Here is a 25,509-nt window from a genome sequence, read left to right as displayed (position 1 = left end):
GACGATACGATGGCAAGCGCGTTGATGATCCAGGGAGCGGGCTCGGACGTGGGCAAATCGCTCATTGTCGCGGGCCTGGCGCGCGCCGCCACGCGTCGCGGCTTACGGGTGCTTCCGTTCAAGCCGCAGAACATGTCGAACAACGCGGCCGTGACCGTCGATGGTGGCGAGATCGGCCGCGCCCAGGCATTGCAGGCGCTCGCCGCCGGCGTCGAACCGCACACCGACATGAATCCCGTGTTGCTGAAGCCGGAGACCGACATCGGCGCGCAGGTCATCGTGCAGGGACGCAGGATAGCGACCGCGCGGGCGCGTGACTATGCCGCGATGAAGCCGTCGCTGATGGGGGCGGTGCTCGAGAGTTTCGGTCGCCTGAAGACGCGCGCCGATCTCGTTCTCGTCGAGGGCGCCGGCAGCCCTGCGGAAGTCAATCTACGCAAGTCCGACATCGCCAATATGGGCTTTGCCCGCAAGGCCGACGTACCGGTCGTGGTGGTCGGCGACATCGACCGAGGCGGCGTCATCGCGCAGCTCGTCGGCATCAAGACGGTGATCGATCCGGAGGATGCCGCGATGATCCGCGGCTTCATCATCAACAAGTTCCGTGGCGATCCGACGCTGTTCGACGACGGCTATCGCTTGATCGAGACCAGGACCTCGTGGCGCGGCTTTGGCGTGCTGCCCTATTTCTCCCGCGCGAACGAGCTTCCTGCCGAGGACGCGCTCGGACTTGGCGATGCGCGCAAACCGGGCCAATGCCGGATCGCGTTCCTAGCGCTGTCGCGGATTGCCAATTTCGATGATCTTGATCCGCTCAAGCTCGAGCCCGGGGTTGATCTCGTGATGGTCCGCCCCGGGGAAGCGATTCCGGGTGACGTCAGACTCGTCGTCATTCCCGGTTCGAAGTCGACCCGCGGCGATCTGGCGTTCCTTCGCGCACAGGGCTGGGACATCGACCTCCTCGCGCATCACCGCCGCGGCGGTCATGTGCTCGGTGTCTGCGGTGGATACCAGATGCTTGGGAGCAGCGTGGCGGATCCCGACGGCATCGAGGGACCGGCAGGAGAAACGCCGGGTCTCGGACTTCTCGACGTCAAGACGGTCATGAGCGCCCAGAAGACGCTGACGCGCGCCAAGGCCGTTCACGCCCGCACCGACCAGCCGATCGACGCGTATGAGATTCACATTGGCCATACCGACGGACCGGACCGCGCGCGGCCGTTCGCCAGCATAGACGGTGCGCCGGAGGGAGCGATTTCCGCTGACGGCCGGGTGCACGGCAGCTATCTGCACGGCCTGTTCACGTCGGACAATTTTCGCAAGGCGTTCCTTGCGCAGATGCACATTCCGGCAACAGACCAGGGCTATCGCCCGAGGGTCGAGGGTGCGCTCGATGCGCTTGCAGACCATATCGACGCGCATCTCGACGTCGAAGGCTTGCTGGCGATGGCGCGCTGAGGAGAGGTTCAACGCCCGAGCGCTGCGGCAAGGCGCGACCACTCTGTCTCGTCGCCGGGAAGGCCGAGCCGCAGCCACCCTCGGTTTCGTGCAAAGACACGCGACCATATTTGACGATGCCCGAGCTTTTCCTGAGCGGCCGATGCGTCGCTGGTGTCATAGAGGCGGAAGAGCGGCGTACCTCCGACGAGTTGCCAGCCTTGCCATTGCACCTCGGCATCCATGCGCAGGCTATCACGGTCGAGGCGCCGCATTGTCGCATCGGCCCAATCGCGGTCGAGCAATGCACGCCGTCCGACCGCGATTGCAGGCCCCGAGATCGGCCAAGGACCCGCCATTGCGGCCAGCCTTGCGATATCCGCCTCGTGGCCGAGCACAAAGCCGAGCCGCAACCCGGCCAGACCATAGAATTTTCCGAACGATCGCAGGACCAGGAGACCCGGCCGACCGGCCTCGGGCGTGACCGACAGACCGGCAACGGCGTCGGCAAAGCTTTCGTCGACCACGAGCCGGCCGACGCGCGGCAGGAGCGCGAGCAACCCGCTTGCACTCTGGCGTCTTCCGTCGGGATTGTTGGGATTGCAGACCACGGCGAGATCGGCTCCGGCGAGTTCTTCGAGATCGGAGACCTCGGCCACCTCCCAGCCCGCAGCCTCGAGAGCCGCCCCATACTCGTTATAGGTCGGCGCAAGGATCCGGGCCCGGCCGCGCGCCGCAAGCTGCGGCAGCAGCTGAATCGCCGCCTGCGCGCCCCCTATCGCCAGGATCGGCGCGCGGGTGGCGTAGGCCTGCTGCGCGGCCCGGTGAAGCGAATCGATCCCGGATCGCGACGGCAGATTGGCCCAATGCCCGAGCGCCACCTCACCCATAGGATAAGGCTGTCGGTTGATTCCGGTCGACAGGTCGATCCAGTCCTCGGCGCGACCGCCGAAATGCTGCACGGCCAGATCGATGTTCCCGCCATGCTCGCGCATGCCATTCTCCTTCATGCGAAAGCCAGCATAGCAAGCACGCCGGCCAGCAGCAGCATGGCGCGGCGATAGAGTTTCAGTCCTTGCTGAATGTCCGCGGCCCGCGGATCGCGTGCGCCCTCATTCAGCCAGGGCTCGTTCGAGACGCTGCCATGGTAGGTGCGCGGTCCGCTGAGCCGTACACCGAGCGCGCCGGCCATGGCCGCTTCCGGCCAGCCGGCATTGATCGAGCGATGACGGCCCGCATCGCGCGCCATGCACGCGACCGCGTCCGACGGTCGCGCTCCCAGCAGCGCGAAAAGAATCCCGGTGAAGCGCGCGGGTATGAAATTCGCGACGTCATCGACGCGCGCGGCCGCCCAGCCGAAGGCTTCGTGCCGTTCGGTGCGGTGACCTATCATGGAATCGAGCGTGTTGATGGCCTTGTAGGCTGCAATTCCGGGCAGACCGAACACAGCCCCCCAAAACACCGGCGCCACGATGCCATCTGAGGCATTCTCGGCGAGGCTCTCGATCGCCGCACGCGCGATACCGGCCTCGTCGAGGGTTGCGGGATCGCGGCCGACGATCTGCGCGACGGCCAAACGCGCGCCCGCGACATCCCCTGCTTGCAGTGGATTCGCGACCGCGGCCACGTGGTCGTACAGCGAACGCAACGCCACCAGCGGCCAGGCGAGCAGCCCGACCACGACGATACGCGTCCATCCAGGAGCAAGCAGCGCCTGAAGCGCCCAAGCGATGGACGCGGCCAGCGCGATCATCAACAGCGCAGCAGCGGCACCGGCGGCACGCCGCAATGCCGACGCATCTGAAGACCGGTTCCAGCTGGAGTCCAGCCCCTTGATCAACCGGCCGAGCCAGGTCACGGGGTGACCGAAAAGCGCGAACAGGCGCGCGGGCCACCCCAACAGGGCGTCCACCAGCATCGCCACCACCATCGCTCCCGCAAATCCCACGCGCAGTCTCCCGCCGGCTTTGCCCTGTTGCGCAAGAATGAGCGCCGAAGGCAAGCCCCATTTCCATCGATTTCGGCTTTGTTTTGCCCGCGATTGGTGGTTAGAGCGTTTTCGAGCGAAGTGGGTACCGGTTCGCGTGAAGAAAATACGTCAAAACAAGAGTCTAGAGCTCCGATCCGATTCCATCGGAACGGAAATAGCTCTAGTGCTGGCGCAGGCGGAGACACCATGGCCATCATATTGATCACGGGGGGAGCCCGATCCGGCAAGAGCTTGCGTGCGGAGAACCGTGCGCGCAGCTTTCCAGGCCGGCCTGTCTACGTCGCCACAGCGGAAGCGCTCGATACCGAAATGGCTGAAAGGATCGCGCGGCACCGTGCGCGCCGCGGTAATGACTGGATCGAGCGCGAGACGCCGCTCGACCTCGCGCAGGCCCTGATCGACACCGATGGTGGCGGCGCCAGGCTCGTCGACTGCCTCACCTTGTGGCTATCCAATTTGCTGCACGCGGGGCTCGACTGGTCGAAACAGACGGATGGGCTGGTCGAGACGCTTGCGCGCCAGCGCAGCCCCGTCATCCTCGTGACCAACGAGGTCGGGCTCGGCATCGTGCCCGATAACGCATTGGCGCGAATCTTCCGCGACGCAGCCGGCCTGATCAACCAGCAGATCGCCGGCGTTGCGGACGAGGTGGAGTTCATTGTATCGGGTCTGCCGATGAAGCTCAAATAGGACGATCGGCTGCACATATGATCACGTTCGACGACACGTTTCGCCGGCAACTGCACGACCTGTTCGTGTGGCGCCGCGACGTGCGACGTTTTCGTCCTGACCCGCTGCCTGCCGGCACGCTGGAAGGGCTGATCGAGATCGCGTGCCTCTCTCCATCGGTCGGCTTGAGCCAGCCATGGCGTTTCGTCATCGTCGACGACAAAGCGAGGCGTCAGGCCGTGATCGAGGACTTCAAGGCGTGCAATGCCGATGCGCTGCGGTCCTACTCGGGCGAGCGCGCCGCGCGCTACGCCAGCCTCAAGCTTGCCGGCCTCGAAGAGGCGCCGGGACATCTGGCCGTGTTCGCGGAGAAGGCGACGGATATCGGTCACGGCCTCGGGCGTGCAACGATCCCGGAGACGACGGAATACTCTGTGGTCGCAGCCATCTGCTCGATGTGGCTTGCCGCGCGCGCCGAGGGAATAGGGCTCGGCTGGGTCTCGATCCTGAACCCGGCCCGCATGCACGATATCCTGAGCGTGCCGGAGACGTGGAAGTTCATGGGCTATCTCTGCCTCGGCTATCCGATGGCGGAATTCGACAGCCCCGAACTCGAGCGGGCCGGCTGGGAATGCCGAAGGGCAACGGCGGATTTCATCACGCGACGCTAGGGCTCGCCTGACGGTTGCCGGCTTCCGCAGGCTTCACCATCGCCGCGAGCGGCTGGCGGCCGAGAATGAGGTCCGCGCCCTTCTCCGCAATCATGATCGTCGGCGCATTGGTGTTGCCGGAGACCAATCGCGGCATGATCGACGCGTCGATGACCCGCAACCCTTCGATGCCGTGCACGCGAAGACGGTCATCGACGACCGCGAGCGGGTCCGATCCCATCTTGCAGGTGCCGACGGGGTGATAAATTGTCTCGGCGGTCTGCCGAACATAGCCGTCGATCTCCGCGTCCGACCTCGCACGAGATCCCGGTGCATACTCGTCCCCGCGATAGGGATCGAACGCCTTCTGGGCGACGATCTCCCGGCCGATCTTGATGCCGTCCCGCATGTTGCGCACGTCCTCCGGCGCCTCCAGGTAGTTCGGCCGGATCGCGGGATGTTGCTGCGGATCCCCCGATCTGATCATGATGGTGCCGCGGCTTTCAGGCCGCGCGATATTGAAATAGGCCATGAAGCCGTGCTCGTTCGTGATCTGGCGGCCATGATCGCTGTACATCAGGAGAACGAAGAAATATTGCAGGTCCGGCGCGACGAGATCGGGTTGCGATTTCAGGAACGCCATCGCCTCCAGGCCGTGCGATGTGGCGGGGCCCGTCCTGGTCAGCACATACTGGATGAAGGCCTTGGTGGCCCCCAATGGTTTGGTGTGCTTCAGGAACGAGATCGGCTGGGTGCAGCGCTGCTTGACGCCGCAGGCGAGATGATCCTGCAAATTCTGGCCGACCCCCTTCAGGTCGTGAACGACCTTGATTCCGAGCGGTCGCAGGTGGTCGCCATCACCGATGCCCGACAATTGAAGCAATTGCGGCGAGTTGATCGCGCCGCCCGACAGGATCACCTCGCGCTCGGCCCTCAGCGTGTGGACCTGGCCATTGCGGACATACTCGACGCCGACGGCGCGTCCGCGCTCGACCAGGACGCGGGACGCCAGCGCCTTGGTGATCACCTTGAGGTTCGGGCGGTGCATCACCGGATGCAGGAAGCAACGGGCCGTGCTGGCGCGCCTGTTGTCTCCGATCGTGCTGTCGACCGGGCCGAAGCCCTCCTGCTCGGGGCCGTTGAAATCATCCGTTGCTGGAAATTTCGCCTGCCTGCCGGCTTCAAACCAGGCCTTGGTCAGCGGATGGGTGATCTCCTTGAGCCGGCTCGTCAGCAACGGACCATCGCCGCCGTGATAGGCGCCGGCGCCCGCTTCGCGTCCTTCGGAGCGGATGAAATAGGGCAGGCAGTCGGCGAATGACCAGCCGCGATTGCCGAGTTGCGCCCACATGTCATAGTCGGATGCGTGGCCGCGGATATAGACCATACCGTTGATGGCGCTCGATCCGCCCAGCACTTTTCCGCGCGGCCAGAACAGCACGCGATTGTTCAGATGAGGCTGCGGCTCGGTGTGGTAGTGCCAATCGACGCTGCCGGACTTCATCAGTGCAAGGTAGCCTGCCGGCATCTGGATGAACGGATTCGTGTCCCTGCCACCTGCCTCGAGCAGCACAACCTGGTTCTGCGGAGATGCCGACAGACGGTTCGCCAGCACGCACCCGGCCGAGCCAGCGCCGACGATGACGTAGTCCACCATGTTGTTCCTCCGGCTTCTTATGCGTGGCGGCGGCGTTGCGTGCGCCCGCGAAAACAAGGCCCGATCGACGAACTAGGCCCGCATCAGGGTGCGTGACCGCGCCTCGTCGGGGCCGTTGCTGATGACCCTGCCCGTCGCCGGGTCGAACAGGCGGATCCTGTCGAGGGCGGGGACAAGCATGATCGCATCGTCGGGCGACAGTTCGAGGCGCTCCTGCGTGATGGCGCAGACCTCCTGTCCTCCGACATCGGTGTAGATGTGAATTTCGGGACCGGTCGGCTCGACGACGGACACCTTGGCGGGGATGCCCGCGGTGCCGGTGCCCGGCCGCAGATGCTCGGGCCGGATGCCGTACTTCACGACCTGCCCTGCGGTGACGTTGGCATCGGGAGGCAATGGCAGCGCGACGCCATTGGCGCGCACCACCGGACGTCCGGCCTCACTGGCCACCTCGCCGGACAGGAAGTTCATCGATGGCGAGCCGATGAACTCGGCGACGAACAGGTTTGCAGGACGATCGTAGATGTCGAGGGGCTTGCCGATCTGCTCGATATTGCCGTCGCGCAGCACCACGATCGTGTCGGCCATCGTCATGGCCTCGATCTGGTCGTGGGTGACATAGATCGTCGTCGTCGAAAGCTTGTGATGCAGCTCCTTGATCTCGGTCCGCATCTGCACGCGCAGCTTCGCATCGAGGTTCGACAACGGCTCGTCGAACAGGAACACGGACGGATCGCGCACGATGGCGCGGCCCATCGCCACCCGCTGACGCTGGCCGCCGGACAATTGCCGCGGCTGGCGATCGAGATAGGGCGTCAGGTTGAGGATCGACGCGGCCCACTCCACCTTGCGCCTGATCTCCTCCTTCGGAAGCTTCTTGAGCTGCATCGAGAACGCCATGTTGTCGAACACGCTCAGATGCGCGTAGAGCGCATAGTTCTGGAACACCATCGCGATGTTGCGGTCTTTTGGATGCAAATTGTTGACCACGACATTGCCGATGCTGATCTGGCCCGAGGTGATCGGCTCGAGGCCGGCGACCATCCGCAGCAGCGTCGACTTTCCGCAGCCCGACGGCCCCAGCAGCACGACGAATTCGCCATTGGCGATGGAGAGGTCGATGCCGTGCAGCACCTCGAACCCGCCGTAGGACTTGCGCACATGGTTGATGGTGACCGATGCCATGACTTGAACCTTCTCGCTACGCGGCCTCTCGCGCCGACAGAATGTGTTCCGCAATCTCGACGAAGCCTTCGCCGCCGCGCTTGCTGGCAATGAAGGCCGGCGTTGCGGCCATCGCGCCCTCGAAATCCCGAACGTTGGCGACGCCGCAGGCATAGGGGAAAAATCCGAACATCGGCGCGTCGTTCGGACTGTCGCCGCAGAACACGATGCGGTCTCTTGCGGCATCGAGATCGAGGCCCAGCCTGTCGCGCAGGAAGATCCGGGTCATCGCCAGCTTGTCGTAGCGGCCGAACCATCCGTTGACATGGATCGAGGAGACCTTGGCGATGCCGCCTGCGCTTTCGAACAGCCAGACGATCTTGTCGATGGCTGCGCGCGATAGCGGCGGCACGTCCTCGCAGAAGTCGATCGCGAGGTCCGCCTCGCGGTAGAGCTGATCGGCGGAGATCGCGGCCCCCGGCACCTCGGACAAAATGCGCTCGCCGAGCGCGTCGAGCTTGCGGCGGTTGGCGGCGCGTTCGGCGTCGGTGGCGATGAACCTGCGCACCATCTTGCGGGCGACGGGATCATGCCGGAAGTAGAACGCGCCGTTCTCGCCGATCACGCCGTCCACCGGCCAGAACCGGGCGATCATGTCGCACCACCCGGCCGGGCGGCCGGTGACCGGAACGACCGCGAGACCGGCACCGCGAAGCTTCTCCAGCGCGGCATAGGATGCTGCGGGAAGTTGACCGTCCGTGGTCAGCGTGTCGTCGATGTCGGTCAGTACGCAGACGATGCGGCGTGCGGTCTCCGCTGGAAAGCTTGCAATCGGCTTCATGACGAAGCGCTCTCGGCAAACGCCGCGAGGCGCGCATTCCAGTCGAACAGCCTGGGCCAGAGATCGGCATGGATGGCGCGCAGTTCGGCGTAGCGCGCGACATTGGCGGATGCAGGCTGGAATGTCCGGGCCGGTGGTTTCGTCATCGCCGCGGTTGCCTCGGCGATGGTGCCGTACCAGCCGGCACCTTTGGCCGCAGCGATCGCGGCGCCGAGTGATGAGGCTTCCCTCGCCGTCGAACGCGCCACCGGGCGGCCCGACGTGTCGGCCAGGATCTGCAGCCAGAGATCGCTGTCCGAACCACCTCCGATCGCCGAAAACTGTCCGATATCGCCACCGGTCGCCGCCGCGATCTTCTCGGCCTGCGCTGCAACCTCGAGCGCTATCCCCTCCAGCAAGGCGCGATAGATCGCGCCGCGCCGGGTCGAGCCCGACAATCCGGCGATGACGCCGCGCGCATAGGGATCCCAATAGGGTGTCATGCAGCCGAGCCAGTAAGGCAGCACCACGACGCCACCCGCCCCGATGGGGCAGTTCGCGGCTTCCGCTTCGAGCGCCTTGAACACGTTCCGTTGTGCCGCCGCGTCGATCCCGAACATCTCGCGCGCCATCCAGTCGACCAGGAAGGTTCCGGTGCGGACGCACTGCTCGTAGATGTAGCCGTCGTCGCACACCGCCTTCTCGGTGCGGAAGGCGCGGTCGTAGGCGTAGCTGAGGCCATAGCTTCCGGAGACGACCGCCGTGCCCAGATTGATGTAGGCGCTGCCCGGAGATGTCACGCCGGCGCCGGTGCTGGCGCATTGTCCGTCGCCGCCGCCGGCGATGACTGGCGTGCCGGCGGAAAGACCGGTGAACGCCGCCGCCTTCGAGGTGACTTCGCCCATCTGCACGCCCGGCCGCACGAGCGACGGCAGCTTTTCGGCAGCAATCCCTGCGGCATCGAGGATCTCGGCTGACCAGACGTTGCGCGCCATGTCGAGCAGCCCGGTCGGATCCGCCGACGCCGTCGACGTCCGCCATTGACCGGTCAGGCGATGCGTCAGATAGCCGTGAACCTCTGCGAACCGCGCTGTACGCGCAAAGATCTCCGGCTCCTGCTCCGCCATCCAGATGATGCGGTAAAGGCACGGCAGCACATCAAGCGGCTTGCCGGAAATCGCATGAACGCGCTCGGCCCCGAATGATTTGCCGAAGCGCACGACCTGTGGCCGCGCCCGCTCGTCGAGCCAGGTCATGCCCGGCCTGATCGCAGTCCCGTCTTCCGTGAACGCGCTGAACGTTTCGCGCTGATTCGAGATTGCCACGGCCGCGATACGCGCGGCACCGACCTGGTCGGTGATGCTGCGCAGGGCGGCCGCCGTCGAATCCCACCATTCGTCCGGGTTCTGCTCGAAATATCCTGGCTGCGGATTGGCAAGGCCGATTGCCTTGCGTCCCTCGGCAACCGCGTGACCGCTGCGGTCCCAGGCGATCGCCTTGGTCGCCGAGGTCGAGCTGTCGATGCCGATCACCAGATCCTTGATCATGACGTCTCATTCCACAAGAAGCGAAGGCGACCGAGGCCGCCTTCGACAAGTTCTTGCCGTGCAGGCCCTTACAGCAGGCCGGCGTCCTTCACCTTGGCGTCGATATCCTTTGCCAAGGCGTCCATGCACTTCTTCGGGTCGCCGCCATATTCCTGGCCGGTGAGCAGCTTGCCGAGCTCGGTCGGGATCTCGTTGGTCGACAGGCCCGCCCACAGCGCCATGTGCGGTTCGGTGGCCATCGCGTTGTCGATCACCCACTTCACCGTTTCGAGATGCCGCGTGGTGCCGGGGCCGACCTTTGCCTTGGCCTTGACGCGCGGATCGGCGAACGAGGAATTGCGCATCGGTGCGAAGCCGCCGAGCAGCGTGCAGCGTGTCATGATCTCCTTGCAGCAGCCCCACTGCATGAAGATCCACGCCGCTTCCTTGTTCTTGGAATATTTCGACAGCGAGATGCACGAGCCGCCCTGGTGACCGAGATTGGGTTGCTCGTTGAAGCCCGCATCCGAAGGCGAACGCAGCTTCTTTGCGGTCAGCGGCTTGGCCGGCTCCCACAGGCCCTTGACCTTCGAGTCGTCGGCATCGAGTCCGGGGAAGAATTCGTCCCAGCTCTGCACCAGCGCCACCTGGCCCGAATGCATCATCTCGAACTGGCCGTCCCAGGTCGATGCCGTCGAATTCGGCGGCGAGACCTTCAACAGGTCCTGGTACCATTTCAGACCGGCGATGCCCTGCTCGTCATTGCCCGAGAATCGCTTGTTCTTGTCGAAGATCGAGCCGCCATGGCCCCACACCGCCTGGCTCCAGTCGCATTCCAGGGAGTAGTGTCCGGACTTCGCCTGCAGGCCGGTTCCGAAGATGCCGTTGCCCTTCTCGGCCTCGGTGATCTGCCTGGCAGCGGCGAGGAAGTCTTCGTAGGTGGTCGGTACCGCGATCTTGTGCTTCTCCAGGATGTCCTTGCGGTACATCAGCGTGAAGATCGGGATGTCGAAGGGAATGCCCATCCATTGCCCCTCGACCTGGGCGATATTCTTGACCAGCGGCTTGGAGAAATCGTCCCAGTCGAAATCGGGCATCGCGAGTTCCGGCTTGTCCTTGTAGTAGGCGACCGGGTCGATGCAGTCGGGCTGGAACATCGAGATCCAGGATTGATCGAGATAATAGAGGTCGTAGGAGCCGAGCTGGCCCTGCACGTCCTGCGTCGCTTTCGCAAGCACCTGCTCGAGCGGCACGATCTCGACCTCGACCTCGATGCCGGTCGGATCGGTGAACTCCTTCTTGATCTGGTTGAGCACCACCGACGGCGGCGTCGATTCGGTCGAATAACGGATCTTGGCACCCTTGAACTTGCTGCCGACATCCTTCAGCCATTTGGCCTGGTTGTCCGGCAGGCCGTCGGCATAGGCCGCGGTGCCGAGCATGTTGCCATTGCGAAGGCCGCGCGGATTGCCGAGCATGCCGAGGCCGAAGGCCGAGAAGCCGACCCCCGCCATGCCCATCCTGCGCAGGAATTCGCGCTTGGAGATCTGCCTGTTGGTATAGGCGTTCGCGGTATCGATGATGAATGTCTGCTGGTCAAACTTCTTGAAGCTCATTGATACTCCTCCCAACGTTTGTTGACTTTGTAGTCCCGGTCCGCGCGCCTACTCCTTGAGGGATCCGAGGGTTAGGCCGCGGACAAGTTGCTTCTGGACCAGCAGGATGAAGATGAAGCTCGGGATCACGGCCGTGGTGCCGAGAGCCGCGATGAATCCCCATTCCGATCCGGTCGAAGTGACGAAGGTCGTGATCTTGACCGGCAGCGTTCGTATCGAGTTGGTCAGGAACAGCGACAGCAGGAATTCCGTCCACGAGAAGATGAAGCAGAGCACGGCGGTGGCTGCCACGCCGCCCTTCACCATCGGCAGCACGACGCGCCAGAAGATCTGAAGCCGCGAGGCACCGTCGATCATGGCGGCCTCGTCGACGTCGACGGGAACGTCGTCATAGAAGGATTTCATCAGCAGCACGGCGATCGGCAGGTTGATCAGCGTGTCGACGATGATCAGGCCGAGCCGCGTGTCGAGCAGCGACATGTAGTGGAACATGAAGACGACGGGCACGATGATCGCGATCGGCGGCATGAAGCGTTGCGACAGGATCCAGTTCAGATAGGCCTGTCGCCCGCGGAAGCGCATCCGCGACAGCGCGTAGGAGGCGATCACCGCCAGCAGGACCGTCAACGCGGTAGCGCCGATCGCGATGATCAGCGAATCGATGATGGTCTGGCGGCTGTCATAGGAACTCGCGCCGCCGATCCCGAACGTGTTGCCGGACTCGATCGCAAGCTCCGCGCGCGACTTGCCAAGCATCGTGACGGCATAGTTCACCAGCGTCGGCTTGAAATTGAACCAGATGATCTCGTCCTTGTCGAAGATCGCCGACGTCGGCTTGAACGATGTCAGTGCCCACCAGAACAGCGGGAACATGAAGACACCGACCACGAGCACCGCGGCGACGTCACGCAAACGCTTCTGCCAAAACGTTTCCTGCATCAGAACCGCACCTTGAACAGCTTGATGAAGATGCTCGAGGTCACGATCACCAGGAGCAGCGTGAACAGCGAGATCGTCGAGGCATAGGGGAAGTCGGCATTCTTGAAGTAGATGGTGCCGGCATAGGAGGTCAGCGTCTCGGTCGCGGTGCCGGGCCCGCTATCCGTCATCACCTTGACGTAGTCGTAGATCCGGAACAGATCGACGCCGCGGATAAGCACCGCGAGCGCGATGATCTTCGAGAGCATCGGCAGGGTCAGGCGGAAGAAGGCCTGGCTCGTGGTCGCGCCATCGATCGCGGCAGCCTCGAACGGCTCCTTCGGCAAGGCGCGAAGCCCGGCCAGCATGATCAGCACCATGAACGGCGTCCACTGCCAGATGTCGGCCAACAGGACGCCCGCCAGCGCCGTGCTTCCGGAGGCGAGGATCGGATGCTGCGGGGGCCACAGGCCGAGCGATACCAGACCCGTACTGATCACGCCGAACGATCCATCCAGCATCAGGAGGAACATCATGCCCGTGACCGCGGGCGGCACCACGAGCGGCAGCGTCATCAACGCGCGCAGCAGCCCGTAGCCCTTGCGATCGCTGTCGAGCAGCAGCGCGATGGCAAGCCCGAGGCAGAGTTCGATCAGGAGCGCGGTGATGGTGTAGAGATAGGTGTGACCGATCGCGCCCCACACCCGCTCATCGGCGATCAGCTTTCCCCAATTCCAGGTCGGATTGAAGACGTTCATCCGCGTAATCGGATTGCGCTTGAAGAACGACAGCCAGAGGGCATACAGCAGGGGATAGACGCCGAACGCCAGGATCAGCGCGGTAATCGGCGCCAGCCACGGGAACGGGTGCTCCGAGGTCAGAAATCGCGGCCAGACACGGCGGCGCGTCGTGTCCGATACCGGCACGTCGACCGCCAGACTTGGTACCTGGTGCGAAACCATAGACGTTTCCTCGCGCATCGCTTTTCTCTCGGCGCCGGGCTCTGCGGCCCGGTTCGCTTTCTTCGCTGTCAGGGCCGGCGGGCTGCTCCGGTTCGGGAAGATCGTGACGCACGCGGCACCAGCGATCTCGCCGTCGCCACATCCGTCACCAGTATCGTTGCGTAATTGTTGTTGAGCGCCGCATAGACCGCGTCGACCTTGTCGCTGCCGCCGGCAATGCAGATCCGTTCCGGCACCTTGGCGATCTCGTCGAGCGTCAGGCCGATCATCTGATTGTCGAGTGCGCCCAAAAGCGGCTTGCCGTCGCGGTCGATGAAGCGCCCGCTGACCACGCCGACCGCGCCGCGAGCGAGATAGGGTGCGATCTTTTCGGGCGTCATGTAGCCGCTGCGCATCGCGGTGCCCGCATCATCGACGCTGCCGACGCCGAACAGCACCTTGTTGCTCTTGTGGATGATCTTGAAGGTCTCGACCAGCGCCGGCTCCTGCACGAACAGGCGCTTGATCTGGGCGGTCGAGACGATGCCCGGCGCATGCAGGTTGACGCAGCGCGCGCCGAGCCTGTTTGCGATGTTGGAGGTGCACAGCTCCGGCGAGAACTCCGTCGTCCCGATCGAGCATCCGCAGATCTGGGCGACAGTCACGCCCGGAAGCTTCATTTCAGGCAGCGCCGTCGAGAGCGCCTGCACGGTGCGGCCCCACGACACGCCGAGCACGTCGTCCGGCTGCAGCCGCTCGATCAAGAGCCGCGCGCCGGCCATGCCGATCCGCTCATGCACCGGCAGCCGGCCGCCGTCATCGGGCACGACGAGGCAGTTGGTGAGTCCGTAAGCATCGGCGACCTCGCGCGCGAGGCCGATGGTCTGCAGATGCCGCGACGATACCGCGATGGTGACGATGTTGCGGTCGCGCGCTTCCTGCAGGAAGTTCACCACCGATGCACGCGAGACGCCGAGTTGATCGGCCACCTCCTCCTGCGTCATGCCCTCTTCGTAATAGAGCCACGCCGCCCATACGACAGGATCGCTGTCGAACTCGGCGGGAATCGACAGCGCCCTGCGCTTGATCCGCGGCGGCGTCACTTGGCGTTGCATCGTCCGGGTCATCGGCGATCCAGTTTGGGCCTTCGTCACAAAATGCACACTGAGTTGACAATTGTCAATTGTCTCGCTTAATTGCCAATCGCTTTTGTCAAATGTCACGATCGGACCACAACGCGGACGACGCGGCGCGGGATGTTGTCAATGTCGAAGCAGAACTGGACCGCACTGATCGACGATCTGGTGGCCGGCCGCTGGATCAATCCGGTAAGCGGCGCGCGGATCAAGGTCCCCTACGATTCCATCGTGATCGAAGACAGCCTCGACGGCCGCGAGGCCGAGCTTGTTGCAGCCTTGGAGCTCGGACACCGTCTTGCGCTCGTCGCGGATCAGGCGACCTACGCGGCGATGGGAGAGCGCGTCGCGAAGGCCTTGCGCACACTCGGCCCGATCGAGACCATCGTTCTCGATCGCCCCCATGCAGACATGGCCGAGGTTCGCAGCCTGAGCGAGAAGCTGCGCGGCTTCGATGCCGTCGTCGCCGTCGGCTCCGGCACGGTCAACGACCTCTGCAAATACGTGACGGGTCTGGATGGACGGCGCTATTGCGTGTTCGCGACAGCCGCCTCGATGAACGGGTATACCTCGTCGACGGCGTCGCTCACGCTCGACAGCGGCCTGAAAGTGTCACTGCCCTCGCACACGCCTGCCGGATTTTTCGTCGACCTCGCGGTGTCAGCGGCAGCGCCCCCCTATCTCGCCGCTTCCGGTTTCGCCGATTGTCTTGCGCGCTCGGTTGCACAGAACGACTGGTGGATGTCACACCGGCTGCTCGGGACGGCCTATTTCCAGGAGCCCTACACGATCCAGGCTGCCGACGAGATCGAACTCAACAAGCGCGCCGGCAATCTGCCCGAGGGCGACATCGAGGCGATGGGATATCTCTATCGCGTGCTGACACTGTGCGGGCTCGGCATATCCTTCACGGGCGTTTCGCACCACGGCTCGATGGGCGAGCACCAGATCTCGCACTACATCGATTGTTTCGCCGGCGCGCGACATCCCGGCAGCCTGCATGGTCAGCAGGTGGGCATCGCGTCGCTGAGCATGGCGCGGCTGCAGCAGCAGGTGCTGTCCAGCGACCGGCCGCCCGCCGTCCGTGCCACGCACATCGATCCAGCCGACATGGCCCGCCGCTTCGGCGACGAGGTCGCATCGCAGTGCCTTGCGGAGCTGATGCAAAAAGCCTTCGACAGTGACGGCGCCACTGCGTTCAATCGCAAGCTCGAACAGACGTGGCCCGAGCTGCGGCGGGAGTTGGCCGGCTTTACGATTCCGGTCGACGACATGAAGCGGCTGCTGTCGGCAGCGGGCGGTGCCACCACCGCCGCCGAGCTCGGCGTGCCGACCGACCTGTACCACGAGGCCATCGTCCATTGCCGCGAGATGCGCAACCGCTTTTCGTTCCTCGACATCGCGGCGGACGCCGGCACGCTGGCGACGTTTGCGCAAGGTGAGCTGTAACCGGAGGATTGTGACATGACCGCAAAGCCGCTTGTCGCCGTGACCGGTGCGAGTTCGGGCATTGGCGAGGCAACCGCCCGCGCCTTCTCTGCCGCCGGCCACCCCGTGCTGATGATGGCGCGCCGGATCGACCGGCTGGAGGCGATGCGTCTGCCCAGCTCGATCAGCCGCCAGGTGGACGTGCGCGACCGCGCAACGCTGGCCGCAGCAGTCCGCGAAGCCGAAGCAAGGTTCGGTCCGGTCGACATGATGTTCGCCAACGCCGGCGTCGCCAGGCTCGGCGACATCGGCAAGCAGGACCCGGCCGACTGGGACGAGATGATCGCCATCAACGTCAACGGCGTCATGAACAGCGTCCACGCCGTCATGTCCGGGATGATGGCGCGTCGTCGCGGCACGCTGGTGATGATGAGCTCGATCGCCGGGCGCAAGGTCTATCCCGATCACACGGTCTATTGCGGCACCAAATTCTTCGTCCACGGCGTGTCCGAGAGTCTTCGCGAATATCTGTCCGCATACGACGTCCGCGTCATCGTCATTTCGCCGGGCATCATCGAGACCGAGGTGCTTGACGGCGTGAAGGATCCGGTGACGCTCGCGAACTACAAGGCGAACAAGGCCGCGATCGGCGGCGGCATCGGCGCCGAGCACGTCGCCGACCTGATTCTCGACGCCTACAACCTTCCCCAGAAAGCATTGGTGCAGGAAATCTGCATCACGCCGACCCGGCAAAAATTCTGAACACCGGCCGGGCCAACCATCAGGAACCGATCATGACCGATACCGAGCTTCAGCTGCGCGAAGCGATCATTGCCAAATGCCGCTGGATGAATGCAACGGGACTGAACCAGGGAACATCAGGCAACATCTCCGCCCGTCACGGCAACACCATGCTGATCTCGCCATCGGCAACGCCGTACGACTCGCTCACGCCGGACATGATCGCCGCGATGCCGATCGAAGGCGATTACGGCTCCTGGACCGGACCGCTCAAGCCCTCGACCGAATGGCGCTTCCATCTCGACATCATGAGGGCGCGGCCCGATGTCGGCGGCATCGTGCATACCCATTCGACATACTCGACTGTGCTGGCGATCGCCCGAAAGGAGATTCCGGCCTGCCACTACATGATGGCGGCGTTCGGCGGCATGAATGTGCGGGTCGCAGACTACGCGAGGTTCGGGACCAAGGAGCTGTCCGAGCATGCGCTGAAGGCGCTCGAGGGCCGTACCGCCTGCCTGCTTGCCAATCACGGCATGATCGCCACCGGCGCATCGCTGGACAAGGCGATGTGGCTCGCTGTCGAGCTCGAGACCATCGCCCGGCAGTATTATCTTTCGCTCGCGATCGGCGGACCGGTGCTGCTCAACGAAGGCCAGATCGCCGAAACCACCGCCGCGTTCGGCAGCTACGGCGTGCAGGATCCGCCATCCCGTTAGGCGCCGGCCCGCATCTCGGCCGCAAGCGCGGCGTGCATCCCGTCGGTCATCATCGTGCCGAGACAGGCGATGACTGTCCGGCGCCAGTTCGCATCTGCCCGCAGCCGCTCCGGAACAAGATTCGGAAGCGCATGCAGCGCGTCGGCGACGTCAGATGGCGTCACCGCGCCCGACAGCACGCGGCCGATCTCCTCCTGACGCGGATCGCGCAGAGCGAAGCCTGTGCCGTCGTCGAGCCGGCCGAGGCAGTAACGCATCCACGCCGCAACCGCGAAGGCAAACGGCCGGGTATCAAGGCCCCGCTCACTCGCTTCGAGCGCCGGCGCAAGGATTCGCTGCGGCAGTTTCTCTGTGCCGTCCATCGCAATCTGATAGGTCTCGTGCGCAATCGCGGGATTGGCGAAGCGCGCCAGCAGTTGCTGCACGTAGGCCGAAAGGTCGATCCCCGGCAGTCGCGGCAACGTCGATGCCGCCGCGTCGATGTGACGCTCGATCAGGGGACGAAAACCTGCGGATCCAACGGTGTCGCGCACGTAGCGCCGGCCACTGAGGAAGCCCGCATAGGCGAGCATCGAGTGCGCGCCATTGAGCATGCGCAGCTTCATGGCCTCATAAGGCCGCACGTCATCGACGAACAGCGCGCCGCCCGCTTCCCAGGCGGGTCGGCCGCCGGGGAAGCGATCGTCAATCACCCATTGCGTGAACGGCTCGGTTTCGACGGGTGCGTGGTCGATGCAGTTCGTCAGCCGCAGTGCATCGTCGCGCGTTGTCTCGGTCGAGGCCGGCGTGATGCGATCGACCATGCTGGACGGAAAGGAGACCGTTTCGGCGATCCAGTCGCGCAATGCCGGATCGACCTGGCGGGCGAAGTCGAGGACTCCGTGGCGCACCAAGGAGCCATTGTCGGGGAGGTTGTCGCAGCAGAGCACCGTGAATGGCTCGGCCCGGTCCAGGCGTCGACGCCGCAGCGCCTCCGTCAGCAGGCCCAGCACGCCGGTCGGACGGGTCGGGTTTCGGAGGTCGGCGGCAACGGCCGGATGGTTGACATCGACGGTCATGGCTGCACGGTCGACGCCATAAGCCTTTTCCGTCACCGTCATCGTCACGATGCGCGTACGGGGATCGATGAGGCTTGCCATCAGATCGGCGGGCGCGCGGCTCGCCGCAATGACGCGCGCGATGCTGCCGATCACCCTCGCGCGCATGCCCGAGGCGTCGCGCTCGATCAGGGTGTAGAGACCGTTCTGCGGATTGAGCGCGTCGGCAGGCTCGACGCTGCGCAGGCTTGCGCCGATGATGCGCCAGTCGCCGCCGGCGGCCGCGAGCGCGGCTTCGGTATAGTCGGCCTGGTGGGCGCGGTGGAACGCACCGATCCCGAGATGGACGATGCCGTGGCCGTGTCCGGCCGGGTCATAGGCCGGTCGCAGCGCCGCGCCCGCGACGTCGGCCAGCGACGTCAGGCGTCTCGGCGTGTTCATGCCGGCAGTCCCGTCGCCGGATGCGACAGCGCGGTGAAAACGCCGCGCAGCTCCGCAAGTCCCTTCAGGCGACCGATCGCCGGATAGCCGGGCTGTCCGCTGCGGTTGAGGTCGTCGAGAATGTCATGACCATGATCCGGGCGGAACGGGATCGACCAGTCGGCGCGTCCTTGCGCCTTGCGCCGCCGCTCCTCGTGCAGCGCAGCTGCGATGACGGCGACCATATCGGTGTCGCCGCCGAGGTGATCGGCCTCAAAGAACGAGCCGCGGATGTCGCTCGACTCGCGCCTGACATTGCGCAAGTGAAGGAAGTGCACGCGCGTACCCAGGCGCTGCATCATGCCCGGCAGGTCGTTGTCCGGCCGTGCTCCCAGCGAGCCCGTGCACAGCGTGATGCCGCTCGCGGGCGAATCCACCGCGTCCATCACCGCCGCATAGTCGGCCTCCGTCGACATGATCCGCGGCAGGCCGAGCAGGCCGAACGGCGGATCGTCGGGATGGCAGCACAGGCGCAGGCCCAGCCGTTCGGCGACGGGCGCGACCTCGCTGAGGAAGTCGACCAGATGCGCGCGCAGCCTCTCGGCGGACACGTCACGATAGTCTTCAAGATGCGCCTGCACGTCGGCAAGAGTGAAATTGTCGGCGGCGCCAGGCAGGCCGAAAACGACATTGCGTGCCAGCACCGCCCTGTCCGCCTCGGTCATCGCGGCGTGACGCTGGCGGGCCTGCTCGATCACCCGATCGGGAAAATCGGACTCCGCGCCCGGCCGTCGAAGGATCAGCAAGTCGAAGGCTGCGAAGTCGACGAAGTCGTAGCGCATGCAGGTCGCGCCGTTGGGCAAGCGCCAATGCAAGTGGGTCCGGGTCCAGTCGAGCACCGGCATGAAGTTGTAGCAGATGACCTCGATGCCCGCGGCGGCGAGATTTTCGAGGCTGACCTTGTAGTTCTCGACGTGCGCGCGCCAGTCGCCCTTCTGCTTCTTGATGTCTTCCGACACCGGCAGGCTTTCCACCACCTCCCAGCGAAGGCCGGAAGGTTGGCCGTCCTTCATGCGACCAATCATCTGCTGGCGTTGTGCGATCTCGCCTGAAGACCAGACGTCGCCGGTCGGAACGTGGTGCAGGGCGCTCACCACACCTTCGACCCCGGCCTGCATCATGTCGTCGATCGACACATGGTCGGGCGGCCCGAACCATCGCCAAGTCTGTCTCATTGTGCCTGCCTCATAATGTCTGCCTCGCGATGTCTGCCCCATGATGGGGATTTTCTTCCAAATCGGGCGCAGGCGCGGTCGCCTGACGATCTCGACCACCTAACACATTAGATTTTGGTTGACTAGTATGGTAGTCGACATTATCAGGAGGTCATGGCATTGGCGTTTGACATTGAGAAGATTCCAATGGAAGGCGGGGCGGACCCCGGCGATGCCGCTTGGTCGCTGGACCTGACCAGTCCGGTCCGGCCGCAAATCCATGCCGGGCTCCGCCAGCGCATCATCCGCAGTGAGATCGCCCCCGGGACCGCCCTTTCGGAAGCCGAGATCGCAAGGCGTTTCGCGATCAGCCGCCAGCCGGTGCGCGAGGCGTTCATCAAGCTGGCCGAGGAAGGCCTGCTCGAGATCAGGCCGCAGCGCGGCACCTTCGTCCGCAAGATCAGCAAGACCGCAGTCATGGACGCCCGCTTCGTGCGCGAGGCAATCGAGGCCAATATCGTCCGTGAGGTCGCAACCAGGGCCGATGCCGCCCTGGTTGCCAGGCTGCGCAAGCAACTCATCGCCCAGCAGGCGGTGCCGGCGGGCGATCTCTACGACTTCATGCGGCTGGACGAAGAATTCCACTGGACCCTCGCGGACGCGGCCGGCCGGCTCTATGGCTGGAAAGTCATCGAAGACGTCAAGCTTCAGATGGACCGCGTGCGCTACCTCTCACTGCGCAGCTTTCCGCAAGCCAAGCTCGTGCGCCAGCACACCGTCATCGTCGATGCGATCGAGAAGGCGTCGCCCGACGAAGCCGAACAGAAGATGCGCGACCATTTGCGGCTGATCATGGACGACCTGCCATCGATCGAAGCCCAGCAGCCCGACTTTTTCACCCCGGCCTAGGGCCGGCGCGCCGGATGACGACGCCGGCCAAACAACAACCAGGCGAGGAATGACCATGAAGACCCGGGCCTGCGTGCTCCACGGGAAGGGCGATGTCCGCATCGAAACGCGCGAGATCGGCGATGTCGGCCCGAGACAGGTCCGCGTGCGCGTCGGCGCCGGCGGACTCTGCGGCTCGGATATCCATTATTTCTGGGACGGCGGCATCGGCACGATCCAGGTCAGCGAACCCATCATCCTGGGCCACGAGGTCGCGGGCACCGTCGAAGCGGTCGGCGGCGAGGTTATCCGTGTCAAGCCGGGCGATCGGGTTGCGCTTTGTCCAAGCCTGCCCTGCGGCGATTGCCGCTTCTGCCAGATCGGCCAGCAGCAGCATTGCATGCAGATGCAGTTCTTCGGCAGCGCGATGCGCAAGCCGCATTGCAATGGCGGCTTCCGCGACGAAATCATCGTCGAGGATTTCCAGTGCGAACCGGTCGGCGACGTCGGGCTCGATGAAGCCGCCTGTGCCGAGCCGCTCTCGGTCGGCCTGCATGCCATCGACAACGCGGGCAGCATCTTCGGCAAGCGTGTCCTGGTCATGGGTGCAGGACCGATCGGCGCGCTGCTGGTGGGTGCCGCGAGGCTCGCGGGCGCCCAGGAGATCGTCGCCGTCGATCTCGCCGAAGCGCCGCTCGCGGCCGCCGTCAGGATGGGGGCAACGTCGACAGTCAACGTCCACGCCGAGCCGGACCGGCTGGCCCGGCTCTATTCCTCCGACAAGGGCTATTTTGACGCGGGCTTCGAATGCACCGGCGTCGGTGCGGCGCTCGGTAACATGTTCCCTGTGATCAAGCCACGCGGGACGATCGTTGCGGTGGGCGTCAGCAGCGGCGCACACATTCCGTTCAATGCGCTGGTCGGCAAGGAGATCCGCCTCGCCGGCACCCATCGTTTCCATGCCGAATATCCGGTCGCGGCCCGGATGATCGCGGCGCGTCGCATCGACGTTCGCCCGATCATCACCGCGACGCTGCCGATGGAGCGGATTCGCGACGCCTTCGACGTCGTCCGCGACCGCTCATCGCAGATGAAGGTGCAGCTCAGTTTCGCGACGTAGAGCGGCAACGCCGCAGCCAATGAATAAAACGGGAGGAACAATGGATACGACAACAGCGATGGACAGCGAATACGTCAGACGCCTGTCCGACGAGGCGACGCAGCGCCTGCTCAACAAGCCCGGTACCGTCTCGAGCACGCAGGGCGGCTGGATGATGATCGCCACGATCCTGATCGAGGCCTGGGATCTCTACGCGATCGCCTTTGTGCTGATCTTCATCAAGACTGATTTCAATCCGACGCCGGCGCAGGTCGGCCTGCTGACCGCCGCCGTCCAGGGCGGCGCGCTGATCGGCGCCCTGCTCGGCGGCATCTTCGCGGACCGTTTCGGCCGCAAGAAGGTGTTCATCGGCACGATGGTGCTGTTCATCATCCTGGCAATCGCTCAGGCCTTTGTGCGCGACGTCTGGGAGCTGATCCTGCTGCGTCTGCTGATCGGCATTCCGCTCGGCAGCGATATTTCCAACGGCTACGCGTACATCATGGAATCGATGTCCAAGGGCAAGCGCGAGGAGATGGGCAGCCGCTGGCAGTTCATGTTCGGTCTGGGCGAGGTGTTCTCGATCCTCGTGATCACGGTGATGTACGTGACAGGCATGGACCATTCGCTGCTGTGGCGGGTCGCGCTGGCACTCGGCGCCGTGCCGGCGGCGATCCTGCTGGTCGGGCGGCTCGACCTGCCGGAAACACCGCTGTCGCTGCTGCAGCGCGGCCAGTTCGTGAAGGCAAAGGAAGTGTCGAAGCGGCTGTTCGACGATCCGCTCGACATGCTGCCCAACCAGGACCAGAAGCTGCCGAAGCCGAAGCTCGGCGATTTCCTGCAGGTGATCTGGGCCGATCCGATCAAGCGGCGTGCCACGATCTTTGCGTGGATCTCCAACGCGTGCCAGGGCGCCGAGTTCACCGCCTGGGGCTTCTATCTTCCCGTCATCCTCGTCCTCAGCGGCGTCGGCGTCTCCGGCAGCGGCGACATCACCGGCACCAACCTCGTCACCGCCGGCATCTTCTGCCTTGCTACGGTGTCAGGCTATGTCGCGCCCCTGATGCTGCCTAAGATCGGTCATCGCGGCGTTGCGATGTGGGGTTTCGGTCTTGCTTTCGCCGGCCTCATCCTCGGCGGGTTCGCGATCCAGAACGACTGGAAGATCCTCATCGTGGTCGGCGCCTGCATCCTGATGTGGGGTCACTATTGGGATGCGTCCAACGGCATGACGATCGCCTCGATGGTGGCTCCGACACGCTTCAGGGCGACGGCTGCCGGATTCGGCTACGTCTTCGTCAAGGCGGCGGCGTTCTTCGGCGCCTTCGTCTTCCCGCTGCTCAATGACGCGCTCGGCAAGGCCGGCGCTACCTTTGCGGTGTCGATCCTGTCCCTGATCGGCTTCCTGGCCGCGAAATTCATCCTGCCGGAAGTCTATGGCTATGTGGAAGCCGAGAAAGGGGCCGACGCGATCTGAGGCCGGGCCGAAGCAATCGCACCAGATTGTTTCGGCTGCGGGCGTCGACCGCGTTGAATCATCGCAGGACCATCGTTGCCGGAGGCGTGGCAGATTCGCGGCGCCCACGTGTCGAGTGGCGACATCAGAATTCCGCATTTGCTGCTTAAACTCGATTCTCGAGCAGGGGGAGCACACAAGGCATGGTTCTGAACGCAAGCGGTGCAACGCCGTTTCCTCTCGGCGTCTTTGTCGGGAACCCGAACTACTACGTGGCCAGTGAGGAGGCGAGTTTCGAAGCAAGCTTCAACGCCTTCTCGAGCCTGATGAAATCGAAGCCGCAATTCCTCGACCAATATGGCAATCAGCACCTGCCCATCTCGGGTTGGGTCGGTCAGGCGAGCTGGAATGCGGCGTCGATGGCGCGGTCGCCTGTGCTCAAAGGCGTTACGCCGGTGATCGGGTTGCCGATGACTTCGACGGCGGCGGGCTCGGGAACTCCCGATCAGTTTTACAAGGATTTCGCGGCCGGAAAATACGACTCCGTTCTGAAAGGCATGGTCAAAGCCTGGGCTGACAATGGCTTCAAGACCCAGATCTGGCGGCCGGGCTGGGAGATGAATATCAGCACCATGCCGTCCTATGCCGGCAACGACGCCGCAACACGCGCGGATTGGGTCAAGGCCTTCCAGCACATCTCCACGGTCTTGCACGCTGCGGGCAAGGCCGATGGCGTGAACGTCCAAGTGGCGTGGAATCCGAGCGTGATGAACTACAGCCACACTGGCAACGTCATCCAGACTGCTTACCCCGGGAACCAGTATGTCGATATCATCGCCGCCGATATCTACGGCGATGTCTTTCCCTACGGCTCGCCGACACACCTCTACGACTGGGACAAGAGCGGGCAAGTCCTCAACTCGTCTCATCCGGTCTACGATTCGAGCATCCAGCAATGGGCGGCGGATCCGGTCAACCTGCAGCACTACTACACCTACCCGGCCTCCAACCAATGGTCGCTCGATGGCAGCGTGGGCCATGCGACCACGCTTCAGGAGCTGATCAATCTCGCCAAATCGGCCGGCAAGCCGTTCGCAATTGCCGAAACCGGTGCGGGCAATACGCATGATGGCGCGCATCTCACCGACAATCCGACATTCGTGAAGTGGCTGGCGAGCACGCTGCATCAATCGGGGGTCCACGTCAGCTTCGTGAACATCTGGGATTCGAATTCCAACGGACTGTACCGTTTCACTGGCTCTCCCAGCCCCAAGCCGCTGGAGGCCGCCGCGTGGGCGAAGTATTTCGGCGACCCGCCCATATCCACATCCGTGTCTGCGTCTGCATCCCCGTCGTCTGCATCCCCGTCCCCGTCCACGTCCATATCAGCACCGGTGACTGCTGATTCATCGAACACGCCGGTCGTTTCCGTAGCGCAGCCTGCGGCCGCGCCGACTCAAACGCCGCCGCAGACGAGTGTGACCGATCATTCGACCGGCGGGACGACGACGACTGCGATTCACACAAACGTGGGGCCGGCAGACCAGAGCTCTGCTCTGTTGAGTCAGATCGGGGGCCAGGTCGCCGACGGGGGCGGTCTGATCGCTCCATCAGCACCGATCACCGCGGCGGATACTTCATTTGCAGACGGCTCGACCGCAGCGATTCTGGCGAGCCATGGGTTTGCGCTCCTGAACCAGCATCTGGCCGGCGTCACCGGTGGAGGCGATTGCGGTCACATCGGGGCAGGCGAGTTCAACCGCGCCGCCTGGGCACACGACTTAATTCTGACCAGGCCACATCAATGATCCGCTGGCGCTCGCGCCAGTGCCTGCGACGCCGACCATAAGCGGCGAGGTCGAGCGCATCGTCCGGCAATCGGGGCTATTTCCGAGTACGTCGGGGGTGAGCGGCCCGATACATAGGTGACATTTCGTACCGGACACATGGGTTACACTTTCCGCTTTTGTTCTGCGGGAGGTG

22 protein-coding genes are annotated in these 25,509 nt (G+C 64.3%); 10 read left to right on the top strand and 12 right to left on the bottom strand.

Annotation, left to right across the window (positions count from 1 at the left end):
- The first annotated feature begins 9 nt into the window (after nt 1-9).
- Nucleotides 10-1,458, top strand: a complete 1,449-nt coding sequence (locus JQ586_RS03160; protein WP_212393041.1) for a cobyric acid synthase — start codon at nt 10-12, stop codon at nt 1,456-1,458.
- An 8-nt stretch (nt 1,459-1,466) separates the two neighbouring features.
- Here the strand turns inward: JQ586_RS03160 and cobD are convergent, their stop codons facing one another.
- Nucleotides 1,467-2,432: a threonine-phosphate decarboxylase CobD gene (gene cobD / locus JQ586_RS03155; RefSeq protein WP_212393040.1), complete on the bottom strand. Its 966-nt coding sequence runs from the start codon at nt 2,430-2,432 to the stop codon at nt 1,467-1,469.
- 11 nt (nt 2,433-2,443) lie between these two features.
- Nucleotides 2,444-3,367 carry an adenosylcobinamide-phosphate synthase CbiB gene (cbiB, locus tag JQ586_RS03150; protein ID WP_212393561.1) on the bottom strand — a complete coding sequence of 308 codons (924 nt, stop codon included), beginning with the start codon at nt 3,365-3,367 and terminating at the stop codon, nt 2,444-2,446.
- A 246-nt stretch (nt 3,368-3,613) separates the two neighbouring features.
- Here cbiB and cobU point away from each other — a divergent pair, with 246 nt between their 5' ends.
- Together cobU and bluB are read left to right on the top strand one after the other, a co-directional pair.
- Nucleotides 3,614-4,117 (top strand): bifunctional adenosylcobinamide kinase/adenosylcobinamide-phosphate guanylyltransferase, encoded by a 504-nt coding sequence (gene cobU, locus JQ586_RS03145; protein WP_212393039.1) that lies wholly within the window; start codon nt 3,614-3,616, stop codon nt 4,115-4,117.
- A gap of 17 nt (nt 4,118-4,134) precedes the next feature.
- Complete coding sequence (bluB, locus tag JQ586_RS03140; RefSeq protein WP_212393038.1) at nt 4,135-4,767, top strand: 5,6-dimethylbenzimidazole synthase; 633 nt, start codon at nt 4,135-4,137, stop codon at nt 4,765-4,767.
- Here bluB and JQ586_RS03135 read toward each other — a convergent pair.
- The 8 genes from JQ586_RS03135 to JQ586_RS03100 form a co-directional block, all read right to left on the bottom strand.
- Nucleotides 4,754-6,403, bottom strand: coding sequence for a choline dehydrogenase (locus tag JQ586_RS03135; protein ID WP_212393037.1), 1,650 nt, complete (start codon nt 6,401-6,403; stop codon nt 4,754-4,756). The two genes, bluB and JQ586_RS03135, sit on opposite strands and share 14 nt — an antisense overlap.
- A gap of 72 nt (nt 6,404-6,475) precedes the next feature.
- Nucleotides 6,476-7,588, bottom strand: a complete 1,113-nt coding sequence (locus JQ586_RS03130) for an ABC transporter ATP-binding protein (protein ID WP_212393036.1) — start codon at nt 7,586-7,588, stop codon at nt 6,476-6,478.
- Between the two features lie 16 nt (nt 7,589-7,604).
- Complete coding sequence (locus JQ586_RS03125; protein ID WP_212393035.1) at nt 7,605-8,408, bottom strand: HAD-IIB family hydrolase; 804 nt, start codon at nt 8,406-8,408, stop codon at nt 7,605-7,607.
- The gene (locus tag JQ586_RS03120) at nt 8,405-9,934 is read right to left on the bottom strand and encodes an FGGY-family carbohydrate kinase (RefSeq protein WP_212393034.1); all 1,530 of its coding nucleotides are present in this window, start codon (nt 9,932-9,934) and stop codon (nt 8,405-8,407) included. The genes JQ586_RS03125 and JQ586_RS03120 overlap by 4 nt, the downstream gene beginning before the upstream one ends.
- A 68-nt stretch (nt 9,935-10,002) precedes the next feature.
- Nucleotides 10,003-11,529: an ABC transporter substrate-binding protein gene (locus JQ586_RS03115; RefSeq protein WP_212393033.1), complete on the bottom strand. Its 1,527-nt coding sequence runs from the start codon at nt 11,527-11,529 to the stop codon at nt 10,003-10,005.
- A gap of 48 nt (nt 11,530-11,577) precedes the next feature.
- Complete coding sequence (locus JQ586_RS03110; protein ID WP_212393032.1) at nt 11,578-12,468, bottom strand: carbohydrate ABC transporter permease; 891 nt, start codon at nt 12,466-12,468, stop codon at nt 11,578-11,580.
- Nucleotides 12,468-13,409, bottom strand: a complete 942-nt coding sequence (locus JQ586_RS03105) for a carbohydrate ABC transporter permease (RefSeq protein ID WP_212393031.1) — start codon at nt 13,407-13,409, stop codon at nt 12,468-12,470. The genes JQ586_RS03110 and JQ586_RS03105 overlap by 1 nt, the downstream gene beginning before the upstream one ends.
- A 68-nt stretch (nt 13,410-13,477) precedes the next feature.
- A complete protein-coding gene (locus tag JQ586_RS03100; RefSeq protein WP_212393030.1) occupies nt 13,478-14,515 on the bottom strand; it encodes a sugar-binding transcriptional regulator in 1,038 nt (345 codons plus the stop codon).
- Between the two features lie 138 nt (nt 14,516-14,653).
- Here JQ586_RS03100 and JQ586_RS03095 point away from each other — a divergent pair, with 138 nt between their 5' ends.
- From JQ586_RS03095 to JQ586_RS03085, 3 genes are read left to right on the top strand one after another with little or no spacing between them, the layout of a single operon-like run.
- A complete protein-coding gene (locus tag JQ586_RS03095) occupies nt 14,654-15,973 on the top strand; it encodes an iron-containing alcohol dehydrogenase (RefSeq protein ID WP_249147248.1) in 1,320 nt (439 codons plus the stop codon).
- 15 nt (nt 15,974-15,988) lie between these two features.
- Nucleotides 15,989-16,714: an SDR family oxidoreductase gene (locus JQ586_RS03090; RefSeq protein WP_212393028.1), complete on the top strand. Its 726-nt coding sequence runs from the start codon at nt 15,989-15,991 to the stop codon at nt 16,712-16,714.
- Nucleotides 16,715-16,746: 32 nt separating this feature from the next.
- On the top strand, nt 16,747-17,412 hold the full coding sequence (locus tag JQ586_RS03085) for a class II aldolase/adducin family protein (RefSeq protein WP_212393027.1): 666 nt from the start codon (nt 16,747-16,749) through the stop codon (nt 17,410-17,412).
- Here JQ586_RS03085 and JQ586_RS03080 read toward each other — a convergent pair.
- Nucleotides 17,409-18,890, bottom strand: coding sequence for a mannitol dehydrogenase family protein (locus tag JQ586_RS03080; RefSeq protein WP_212393026.1), 1,482 nt, complete (start codon nt 18,888-18,890; stop codon nt 17,409-17,411). The genes JQ586_RS03085 and JQ586_RS03080 overlap by 4 nt on opposite strands.
- Entirely contained in the window at nt 18,887-20,104 is a 1,218-nt protein-coding gene (uxuA, locus tag JQ586_RS03075; protein WP_212393025.1) for a mannonate dehydratase, read from the bottom strand. Before uxuA ends, JQ586_RS03080 begins: the two co-directional genes overlap by 4 nt.
- Nucleotides 20,105-20,290: 186 nt before the next feature.
- Between uxuA and JQ586_RS03070 the strand changes: the two genes are divergently transcribed.
- From JQ586_RS03070 to JQ586_RS03055, 4 genes are all read left to right on the top strand, one after another.
- Nucleotides 20,291-20,992 (top strand): GntR family transcriptional regulator, encoded by a 702-nt coding sequence (locus tag JQ586_RS03070; protein WP_212393560.1) that lies wholly within the window; start codon nt 20,291-20,293, stop codon nt 20,990-20,992.
- 55 nt (nt 20,993-21,047) lie between these two features.
- The gene (locus JQ586_RS03065; RefSeq protein ID WP_212393559.1) at nt 21,048-22,091 is read left to right on the top strand and encodes an L-idonate 5-dehydrogenase; all 1,044 of its coding nucleotides are present in this window, start codon (nt 21,048-21,050) and stop codon (nt 22,089-22,091) included.
- Nucleotides 22,092-22,131: 40 nt separating this feature from the next.
- Nucleotides 22,132-23,547 (top strand): MFS transporter, encoded by a 1,416-nt coding sequence (locus JQ586_RS03060; protein ID WP_212393024.1) that lies wholly within the window; start codon nt 22,132-22,134, stop codon nt 23,545-23,547.
- A gap of 182 nt (nt 23,548-23,729) precedes the next feature.
- On the top strand, nt 23,730-25,334 hold the full coding sequence (locus JQ586_RS03055; RefSeq protein WP_212393023.1) for a hypothetical protein: 1,605 nt from the start codon (nt 23,730-23,732) through the stop codon (nt 25,332-25,334).
- Nucleotides 25,335-25,509: the final 175 nt, after the last annotated feature.

It is taken from the genome of Bradyrhizobium jicamae (assembly GCF_018130215.1).
Taxonomy (GTDB): domain Bacteria; phylum Pseudomonadota; class Alphaproteobacteria; order Rhizobiales; family Xanthobacteraceae; genus Bradyrhizobium; species Bradyrhizobium jicamae_A.
This window is presented reverse-complemented; position numbering and strand designations above follow the sequence as displayed.

Bases quoted from the DNA above. Each gene is read 5' to 3' on its own strand.
- uxuA (WP_212393025.1), bottom strand. From the start codon at position 20,104: ATGAGACAGACTTGGCGATGGTTCGGGCCGCCCGACCATGTGTCGATC.
- cbiB (WP_212393561.1), bottom strand. From the start codon at position 3,367: ATGGTGGTGGCGATGCTGGTGGACGCCCTGTTGGGGTGGCCCGCGCGC.
- JQ586_RS03125 (WP_212393035.1), bottom strand. From the start codon at position 8,408: ATGAAGCCGATTGCAAGCTTTCCAGCGGAGACCGCACGCCGCATCGTC.
- JQ586_RS03095 (WP_249147248.1), top strand. From the start codon at position 14,654: ATGTCGAAGCAGAACTGGACCGCACTGATCGACGATCTGGTGGCCGGC.
- JQ586_RS03115 (WP_212393033.1), bottom strand. From the start codon at position 11,529: ATGAGCTTCAAGAAGTTTGACCAGCAGACATTCATCATCGATACCGCG.
- JQ586_RS03135 (WP_212393037.1), bottom strand. From the start codon at position 6,403: ATGGTGGACTACGTCATCGTCGGCGCTGGCTCGGCCGGGTGCGTGCTG.
- JQ586_RS03060 (WP_212393024.1), top strand. From the start codon at position 22,132: ATGGATACGACAACAGCGATGGACAGCGAATACGTCAGACGCCTGTCC.
- JQ586_RS03055 (WP_212393023.1), top strand. From the start codon at position 23,730: ATGGTTCTGAACGCAAGCGGTGCAACGCCGTTTCCTCTCGGCGTCTTT.
- JQ586_RS03100 (WP_212393030.1), bottom strand. From the start codon at position 14,515: ATGACCCGGACGATGCAACGCCAAGTGACGCCGCCGCGGATCAAGCGC.
- JQ586_RS03065 (WP_212393559.1), top strand. From the start codon at position 21,048: ATGAAGACCCGGGCCTGCGTGCTCCACGGGAAGGGCGATGTCCGCATC.
- JQ586_RS03085 (WP_212393027.1), top strand. From the start codon at position 16,747: ATGACCGATACCGAGCTTCAGCTGCGCGAAGCGATCATTGCCAAATGC.
- JQ586_RS03110 (WP_212393032.1), bottom strand. From the start codon at position 12,468: ATGCAGGAAACGTTTTGGCAGAAGCGTTTGCGTGACGTCGCCGCGGTG.
- JQ586_RS03160 (WP_212393041.1), top strand. From the start codon at position 10: ATGGCAAGCGCGTTGATGATCCAGGGAGCGGGCTCGGACGTGGGCAAA.
- JQ586_RS03105 (WP_212393031.1), bottom strand. From the start codon at position 13,409: ATGGTTTCGCACCAGGTACCAAGTCTGGCGGTCGACGTGCCGGTATCG.
- JQ586_RS03120 (WP_212393034.1), bottom strand. From the start codon at position 9,934: ATGATCAAGGATCTGGTGATCGGCATCGACAGCTCGACCTCGGCGACC.
- JQ586_RS03090 (WP_212393028.1), top strand. From the start codon at position 15,989: ATGACCGCAAAGCCGCTTGTCGCCGTGACCGGTGCGAGTTCGGGCATT.
- cobD (WP_212393040.1), bottom strand. From the start codon at position 2,432: ATGCGCGAGCATGGCGGGAACATCGATCTGGCCGTGCAGCATTTCGGC.
- JQ586_RS03130 (WP_212393036.1), bottom strand. From the start codon at position 7,588: ATGGCATCGGTCACCATCAACCATGTGCGCAAGTCCTACGGCGGGTTC.
- cobU (WP_212393039.1), top strand. From the start codon at position 3,614: ATGGCCATCATATTGATCACGGGGGGAGCCCGATCCGGCAAGAGCTTG.
- JQ586_RS03080 (WP_212393026.1), bottom strand. From the start codon at position 18,890: ATGAACACGCCGAGACGCCTGACGTCGCTGGCCGACGTCGCGGGCGCG.
- bluB (WP_212393038.1), top strand. From the start codon at position 4,135: ATGATCACGTTCGACGACACGTTTCGCCGGCAACTGCACGACCTGTTC.
- JQ586_RS03070 (WP_212393560.1), top strand. From the start codon at position 20,291: ATGGAAGGCGGGGCGGACCCCGGCGATGCCGCTTGGTCGCTGGACCTG.